The following is a 7,423-nucleotide window of genomic DNA, read 5'->3' as shown; positions in this document are numbered from 1 at the left end:
TACGGCGGTTATAGCGGCAGGGAAACACCCGGTTACATTCCGAACCCGGAAGTTAAGCCTGCCAGCGCCGATGGTACTGCACCGGGGACGGTGTGGGAGAGTAGGACGCCGCCGGACAATCTTTGTGGAGGGCCATCCCATTGGGGTGGCCCTTCCGCATTTTCTGGGGGGTTGACCATCACCCCCCCTTTTTTGTTTGTGGTGTTGCCCCGGCTGTGGTTGGCCGGGGCTTTCGCATGTCCGGGGTTGGCGTGTCCGAGCTTTCGCGCGTAAGGAAGTGACGCGCAAGCAGCGATGCGGGCGGGAGGGAGGTCCGCAGCCCTCGCCGCCGTACCGTGACATGGCTCGTGACATGGCTAGGGTTACGGGGGTGACCGAGCGACTCATCCGGTTGCTGGCCCGACACCTGCCCGGCTACGAGGTCAGGTCCGTCGAACGGCTGGGCGAGGGACAGGACAACGCGGCGTACGAGATCAACGGTGAGCTGGTCATACGGCAGAGCAAGATCGATGACTCGGCTCCCCATAACGACTCGGCTCCCCATAGCGGCGCGGGTCCCCATAACGACACGGTTCTCCACCGCGATGCTGCTCCTCGTGACGACACGACTTTCCACCGTGATCCTGCTCAACATGGTGGTGCTGTTCAACACGGTGATCCCGCTCGCCAGAGGGATCCCGTGCCCCACGGCGATTCGGCTTCCCGTGCCGAAGTGGTGAGGCGAGAGGCGGCGTTGCTCGTCGTCGTGAGCGAGGTGTCGCCGCTGCCGGTGCCGCGGCCGATTTTCGTGGACGCGGAGGCGGGTGTTCTCGCGTACCGCAAGCTGCCCGGCCGTCCGCTGAACCTTCACCCGGTCAGGGAGCCCGCGCGTCTGGCGGCTCCCCTGGGCGCCTTCCTCAGCGCGCTGCATGTGCTGCCCGTCGGGCGGATGGAGGATCTGGTGCCGCGTGACGCCTTCCCGCTGCGCGATCTCAGGGAGGAGGCCGAGGGAGACTACGAGAAGATCGCCGATCGTCTCCCCGCGGAGGAGCGCCGGCTGGTCGAGGAGTTCTTCGCCGCCGAGGTGCCCCCGGACCCCGAGACACTGACGTTCTGCCACAACGACCTGGGCAGTGAGCACCTGCTGGTGGACGTCGAGACCAGTGCCGTGACGGGGGTCGTCGACTGGACGGATGCGGCCATCGCCGATCCCGCCTACGACCTCGCGCTCGTCTACCGGGACCTCGGACCCGAGGTCTACGGGCGGACGCTGGCGCATTATCAGGGGCACCACGATGACGCGGACCACGAGCGGATGCTCTTCTACGCCCGGTGCGCGCTGCTGGAGGACGTCGCGTACGGCCTGTGCACGGGCATCAGGCCGTACGCGGAGGCGGGTCTGGCCCATCTCGGCCGGACCTTCTCCTGAGCGGGCGGACCTTCTCCTGAGCAGGCGGGGCGGGCGGACTCTCAGCCGCTGACCAACCGGTAGCCCACTCCTCGGACGGTCTGGATCACCGTGTCCTCCACGTCGCCGAGCCGCGCGCGCAGGCGCTTGACGTGGACCGCGATGGTGTTGGTGTTGGTGGACATCCCGTCGTTGGAGTGCCAGACGTTGCGCATGATCTGCTCGCGGGTGACCGTTCTGTCCGCGTTGCGCATCAAGTAGTGCAGCAGTTCGAACTCGCGCAGCGGCAGGTGCACGAGGCGTCCGCCGACCTTCACCTGGTATGCCGTCACGTCGAGCTCCACGTCGCCGATCGTCAGCACGGTCCGGTGGCCGTCCTGCCGGCGGAAGGCCGCCTGCACGAGGGGGAGAAGCTCGGGCACGCGGTAGGGCCTGGCCACGCAGGCCGTGGCGCCCGCCTCCAGAGCCTGCAGGGCCTGCTCGGCGTCGCTCCCGAAGTCGATGCCGAGCAGGACGGGCACGGGTCGCATGAGCCGTACGGCCCGGACGAAGTCGAGAGGGCCGACGATCGGGAGGGAGGCGCAGATCAGCACGGCGTCGGGCTGGAGCGCCCCGGCCTGCAGCAACGCCTGGGCGCCGTCCGGTACGCCGGTCACGTCGACGCCCGCGTCCTGCATGGCCGCCGAGAGCTGCCGCACCAGACCCGCGTCCGGATCGGCCACCAGGAGCATGGGCGCCGTCCGAGTGTCCCCCTCCACTGCGGGTGCCGTCACCCGGGGTCCCTCCAATGCTGTCAGCGGGAAGAGGTCGTCAGCCGAAGCGGCCCGTGATGTAGTCCTCGGTCGCCTTCTCAGCCGGATTGGTGAAGATCTTCGACGTCTCGTCCATCTCGACGAGCTTGCCGGGCTGCCCCTGCGCGGCCAGATTGAAGAACGCGGTCTTGTCGCTGACCCGGGCGGCCTGCTGCATGTTGTGCGTCACGATCACGATCGTGTAGTCCTGCTTGAGCTGGGAGATGAGGTCCTCGATCGCCAGCGTCGAGATGGGGTCGAGCGCCGAGCACGGCTCGTCCATGAGGAGCACCTGCGGGCGTACGGCGATGGCACGCGCGATGCACAGGCGCTGCTGCTGACCGCCGGACAGGCCCGCGCCCGGCTTGTTGAGCCGGTCCTTGACCTCGTTCCAGAGGTTGGCACCCTTGAGCGACTCCTCGACGATGCCGTCCAGCTGCGAACGGGAGTGCCGGCCGTTGAGCCGCAGGCCCGCGGCCACGTTGTCGAAGATCGACATGGTGGGGAACGGGTTCGGGCGCTGGAACACCATGCCGATGGTCCGGCGGACCGACACCGGGTCGACGTCCGCGCCGTAGAGGTCCTGGTCTTCGAGGCGGACCTTGCCCTCGACCCGGGCGCCGGGGATGACCTCGTGCATCCGGTTGAGAGTCCGCAGGAATGTGGACTTGCCGCAACCGGACGGGCCGATGAAGGCCGTGACCGACCGGGGCTCGATCGTCATCGAGATGCCCTCGATCGCCTTGTGCGTGCCGTAGTAGGCGTCGAGGCCCGCGACCTCGATCTGCTTGGCCATTCCTTACCTCCTCCTCGCGGGCGAACGCCACCAGGTGATGAGGCGTGCGACCAGGTTGAGCAGCATGACGATCAGGATCAGCGTGAGCGCGCCGGTCCAGGCTCGGTCGACCGCGGTGTCCGTGGGGCGGCCGGCCTGATCGAAGACGTACAGCGGAAGCCCCATCTGGGGACCGTTGAACGGGTCGTTGTTGATGGAGTCGGTGACGAAGACGGTCAGCAGCAGTGGCGCCGTCTCGCCGGCGACGCGGGCCACGGCCAGCATGACGCCGGTCACGATCCCGGTGAAGGCCGTGGGCAGCACGACCTTGACGATGGTGCGCCACTTGGGCACGCCCAGCGCGTACGACGCCTCGCGCAGCTCCCGGGGGACCAGGCGGAGCATCTCCTCGGCTGACCTGACCACGACCGGCATCATGAGGATCGACAGGGCGAGCGCGCCGGCGAAGCCGGAGAACGGCATGCCGAGCACGAGGATCCAGAAGGCCAGGACGAAGAGCCCGGAAACCACGGAAGGGACGCCGGTCATGACGTCCACGAAGAAGCTGATTGTGCGTGACAGTCGTCCGCCTTCGCCGTACTCGACGAGGTAGACGGCGGTGAGCAGGCCGATCGGGACCGCGATGAGCGAGGCGAGCAGTACCTGTTCGAGCGTGCCGATGATGGCGTGGTAGGCGCCGCCACCCGCGTCGCGCGCCCCGATGTTGCGCATGGAGTGGGTGAGGAACTCCATGTCGAGTCGGCCGATGCCGTTCTTGACGACGAGCCACAGCACCGACAGCAGCGGGATGACCGCGAGCGCGAACGCCAGGTAGACGAGCACCTGGACGAGGCGGTCCTTGGCCCGGCGGGCCGAGGAGATGGGCTGGATTCCGGTCTGTACGGTCACGCGGCGGCCCTCGCGTACTCCTTGCGGCGGGCGATGACGAAGCGGGCCGCCATGTTCACCAGCAGGGTGATGAGGAACAGGATGAGCCCCGAGGCGATCAGCGCGCCTCGCCCCACCTCGGTCGCCTCGCCGAAGCCGTTGGCGATGTTGGCGGCGATGCTGTTGCCGTAGGGGCCGAGAATCTTGAACGAGATGTTGAAGGTCGCCGGGAAGATGAGCGCGACCGCGATCGTCTCGCCCATCGCGCGGCCGAGGCCGAGCATGGCGGCGCTGATGACGCCGGGCCGGCCGAACGGCAGGACCGACATCCTGATCATCTCCCAGCGCGTCGCGCCGAGCGCGAGCGCGGCCTCTTCCTGCATCTTGGGGGCCTGCAGGAAGACCTCGCGGGAGATCGCGGCGATGATCGGCAGGATCATGATGGCGAGTACGAGCGACGCGGTGAGCATGCTCCTGCCGACCACGGTGTCACCGCCGAACAGCGGGATCCAGCCGAGGTAGTCGTTGAGGAACTTCGACGGGCCGAGCATGAACGGCACGAGGAACGTGACGCCCCACAGGCCGTACACCACGCTGGGGACCGCGGCGAGGAGGTCCACCACGTAGCCCAGGGCGGAGGCGAGCCGCCGGGGCGCGTAGTGCGAGATGAACAGCGCGACCCCGACCGCCACGGGGGTGGCGATGACCAGCGCGAGCAGCGAGCTCAGCACGGTGCCGAAGGCGAGCGCCCCGATGCCGAAGACGGGCTCGGTGGCGTTCGGCTGCCAGGTCAGTTCGGTCAGGAAGTGGGACGTGTTCGCCTGGAGGGCGGGGACGGCCTTGACGACCAGGAACACCCCGATCGCGGCCATGATCGCCAAAAGGACGATACCGGCCCCGGTGGAGGCGAAGCGGAACGGGCCGTCACCGCGGCTGCGCCGGAAGGCGGACCGGCGCATGGCCGGCCCGCTCTCCCTGGTTCTGGTTGGTGTCGCCATCTGGTTAGGCGATCGCCTCGACCGCGGTGCGGACCTTGGTCAGCAGGCTCGCCGGCAGCGGGGCGTAGCCGAGGCTGGTCAGGGTCTGCTGGCCCTCGTCGCTGGCGGTGTAGGTCAGGAACGACTTGACCAGCTGCGCGTCCTCGGCCGCCAGGCCCTTCTCGCAGGTGATCTCGTACGTCACGAGCACGATCGGGTAGGCGCCCGCGGCCTTGGTGGCGTAGTCGATCTTCAGCTTGAGGTCGTTGCCGGTGCCCGCGATCTCCGCGGCCTCGATGGTCTTGCCCGCGCTCTCCGGCGTGAGCTCGACGTACTCGCCGGCGCCATTGGCGACCTTGGCCTTCTGCAGCTGCGAGTTGTCGGCGAAGGACAGCTCGACGTAGCTGATCGCGCCCTCGGTGCTCTTGATGCTGGACGCGATGCCGTCCGAGCCCTTGGCGCCCTGGCCCTGAGCCTCGGCCGGCCACGCCTTGGCCGGCTCGTACGGCCAGTCGGCGTCCGCGGTGGCCTTCATGAACTTGGTGAAGTTGTCGCTGGTGCCCGACTCGTCCGAGCGGTGGAACGCCTGGATGGCGGTCGAGGGAAGTTTGGCGTCGGGGTTGTCGGCCTTGATGGCCGGGTCGTCCCACTTCGTGATCTTGCTGTTGAAGATGCCGGCGATGGTCTTCGGCGAGAGCTGGAGACCGTCCGTGCCAGGCAGGTTGTAGACGACGGCCACCGGGCCGGTCACCATCGGCAGGTTGATCGCCTTGCCGGTCTTGCAGCGGGCGTCGGCCTGGGCGGGCTCGCCCTTCTCGTCGTTCAGCGCCGAGTCGGAGCCGGCGAAGGCCACCGTGCCCTGGATGAACGCCTGGACGCCGGCGCCGGAGCCGCTCGGGTTGTAGTTGATGCTGACGCCGGGGTTCGACGACTGGAAGTTCTTCTTCCACTCCGCGATGGCGTTCGCCTGGGCCGAGGAGCCGGCGGCGTTGATCGTGCCCTTCAGGGTGTCGTCGCCCTGCACGGCAGCGGCGGCACTGGAGGTGCCCTCCGCGGTGCTCGTGTTGTCATCGGTCCCGCATGCGGCGAGCGAGAGCACGCCGACGATGGTGGCGGCGGCGAGCCGGCCTGCATACTTCACGGTTGTTCCTCCCCATGTCTTCTCAACATCGAGGACGGTAGGGAGCCAAGGTGACCTAAACCCCTGGTAAAGGTGAACGGGCAGTGAACGCCCCCGGTCGCTCTTGCGCGGCCCCAGAAGAGATAACGGCCAGGTCACGGGCGTTATGGGAGAGGATTGAGTTCATGAAACGTGTATGTCTGGTCTGCATGGGGAACATCTGCCGATCGCCGATGGCCGAGGTCGTGCTGCGCCGTACGCTGGCCGAGCGCGGGCTCGACGTCGAGGTGGACAGCGCCGGCACCGGCGGCTGGCACGCGGGGGAGCCGATGGACGAGCGGGCCCTGGCGACGCTGGCCGACCACGGCTACGACGGCTCGTCCCATCGGGCCCGCCAGTTCGACCGGGCGTGGTTCGCCGAGCGTGACCTCATCCTCGTGATGGACCGGGACAATCTGCGCGCCGTACGGCGGATCGCCCCGTCGGACGCGGACGTCCGGCTGCTGCGGTCGTTCGACCCGGCGGCTCCCGAGGGCGCCGAGGTGCCCGACCCCTACTACGGCGGACGCGAGGGTTTCGTCGAGGTGCTGCGGATGGTCGAGGCCGCCTGCGAGGGGGTGGCGAAGCACCTTGAGGATCACTAGGGATCTCGGCGGCGGGCACGCCTGGACGCTGCACGAGGGCGTGCTCGGCGACGGCCGCAGGGTGTTCGTCAAGAAGAGCGCAATCAAGGAGGGGGCCGCCGAGAAGGGCGCCGCCGGGAAGGGCGCGGACGCGTCCGCCGTCTTCGGCAGCGAGGCGGCGGGGCTGCGCTGGCTGGCCGAGCCGGGCGCGGTCGCCGTCCCCGAGGTGGTCGCCGCGGACGGCGGCGCGCTGGTGCTGGAGTGGGTCGACACCGTGCCCGCGACGGCCGGGGCCGCCGAGCGGTTCGGGCGTGAGCTGGCCGCTCTGCACGCCGCCGGGGCCGCGGACTTCGGCGCCCCCTGGCCCGGCTACATCGCCGAGCTGCCGATGAGCAACGAGCCCGCGCCGGACTGGCCGTCGTTCTACGCGTCCCGCCGCGTGCTCCCGTTCGTACGGCTCGCGCGTGACCGCGGCGCGCTGTCGGCCGCCGATGTGGAGCTGGTCGAGGAGGCGTGTGACCGGGTGACGGAGGTCGCCGGGCCGGCCGAGCCGCCGAGCCGGATCCACGGCGACCTGTGGAGCGGGAACCTGCTGTGGTCGGCGGACGGGGTCGTGCTGGTCGATCCGGCCGCCCACGGCGGCCACAGGGAGACCGACCTCGCGATGCTGACGCTGTTCGGGGCGCCGCACCTCAACACGATCCTCGCCGCCTACCGCGAGGCGGCGCCCCTCGCGGACGGCTGGCGCGAGCGCGTGCCGCTGCACCAGCTCCACCCGCTCGCCGTCCACGTCTGCCTGTTCGGCGAGGCGTACCGCGGCAGCCTCCTCACCGCCGCGGGTGACGTCCTCGCGCTGTAACCC

8 protein-coding genes and 1 rRNA gene are annotated in these 7,423 nt (G+C 69.1%); 4 read left to right on the top strand and 5 right to left on the bottom strand.

The features are described 5' to 3' along the window. Both rrf and FLX07_RS33530 read left to right on the top strand, forming a co-directional pair. A 5S ribosomal RNA gene (gene rrf, locus FLX07_RS33535) occupies positions 1 to 117 on the top strand. A 223-nt stretch (positions 118 to 340) separates the two neighbouring features. Next, complete coding sequence (locus tag FLX07_RS33530) at positions 341 to 1,408, top strand: phosphotransferase family protein (RefSeq protein ID WP_142575707.1); 1,068 nt, start codon at positions 341 to 343, stop codon at positions 1,406 to 1,408. A gap of 41 nt (positions 1,409 to 1,449) precedes the next feature. Here FLX07_RS33530 and FLX07_RS33525 read toward each other — a convergent pair whose 3' ends face one another. The 5 genes from FLX07_RS33525 to pstS are packed head-to-tail and all read right to left on the bottom strand — an operon-like array spanning position 1,450 to position 5,959. Then, a complete protein-coding gene (locus tag FLX07_RS33525) occupies positions 1,450 to 2,160 on the bottom strand; it encodes a response regulator transcription factor (RefSeq protein ID WP_229689975.1) in 711 nt (236 codons plus the stop codon). Between the two features lie 37 nt (positions 2,161 to 2,197). Next, on the bottom strand, positions 2,198 to 2,974 hold the full coding sequence (gene pstB / locus FLX07_RS33520; protein ID WP_142575705.1) for a phosphate ABC transporter ATP-binding protein PstB: 777 nt from the start codon (positions 2,972 to 2,974) through the stop codon (positions 2,198 to 2,200). 3 nt (positions 2,975 to 2,977) lie between these two features. After that, positions 2,978 to 3,862, bottom strand: a complete 885-nt coding sequence (gene pstA, locus FLX07_RS33515) for a phosphate ABC transporter permease PstA (protein WP_142575704.1) — start codon at positions 3,860 to 3,862, stop codon at positions 2,978 to 2,980. Then, on the bottom strand, positions 3,859 to 4,839 hold the full coding sequence (gene pstC, locus FLX07_RS33510) for a phosphate ABC transporter permease subunit PstC (protein WP_142575703.1): 981 nt from the start codon (positions 4,837 to 4,839) through the stop codon (positions 3,859 to 3,861). The genes pstA and pstC overlap by 4 nt, the downstream gene beginning before the upstream one ends. Before the next feature lie 4 nt (positions 4,840 to 4,843). Beyond that, positions 4,844 to 5,959 (bottom strand): phosphate ABC transporter substrate-binding protein PstS, encoded by a 1,116-nt coding sequence (pstS, locus tag FLX07_RS33505; protein WP_142575702.1) that lies wholly within the window; start codon positions 5,957 to 5,959, stop codon positions 4,844 to 4,846. Positions 5,960 to 6,123: 164 nt separating this feature from the next. On the opposite strand from pstS, the gene FLX07_RS33500 reads away from it, so the two are divergent. Beyond that, positions 6,124 to 6,582 carry a low molecular weight protein-tyrosine-phosphatase gene (locus tag FLX07_RS33500; RefSeq protein ID WP_142575701.1) on the top strand — a complete coding sequence of 153 codons (459 nt, stop codon included), beginning with the start codon at positions 6,124 to 6,126 and terminating at the stop codon, positions 6,580 to 6,582. Further along, positions 6,569 to 7,420, top strand: a complete 852-nt coding sequence (locus FLX07_RS33495) for a fructosamine kinase family protein (protein ID WP_142575700.1) — start codon at positions 6,569 to 6,571, stop codon at positions 7,418 to 7,420. The genes FLX07_RS33500 and FLX07_RS33495 overlap by 14 nt, the downstream gene beginning before the upstream one ends. Positions 7,421 to 7,423: the final 3 nt, after the last annotated feature.

The organism is Microbispora bryophytorum, assembly GCF_006874465.1.
GTDB classification, from domain to species: domain Bacteria; phylum Actinomycetota; class Actinomycetes; order Streptosporangiales; family Streptosporangiaceae; genus Microbispora; species Microbispora bryophytorum.
The sequence above is the reverse complement of the archived record's forward strand: the minus strand, read 5'-3'. Positions and strand labels throughout refer to the sequence as shown.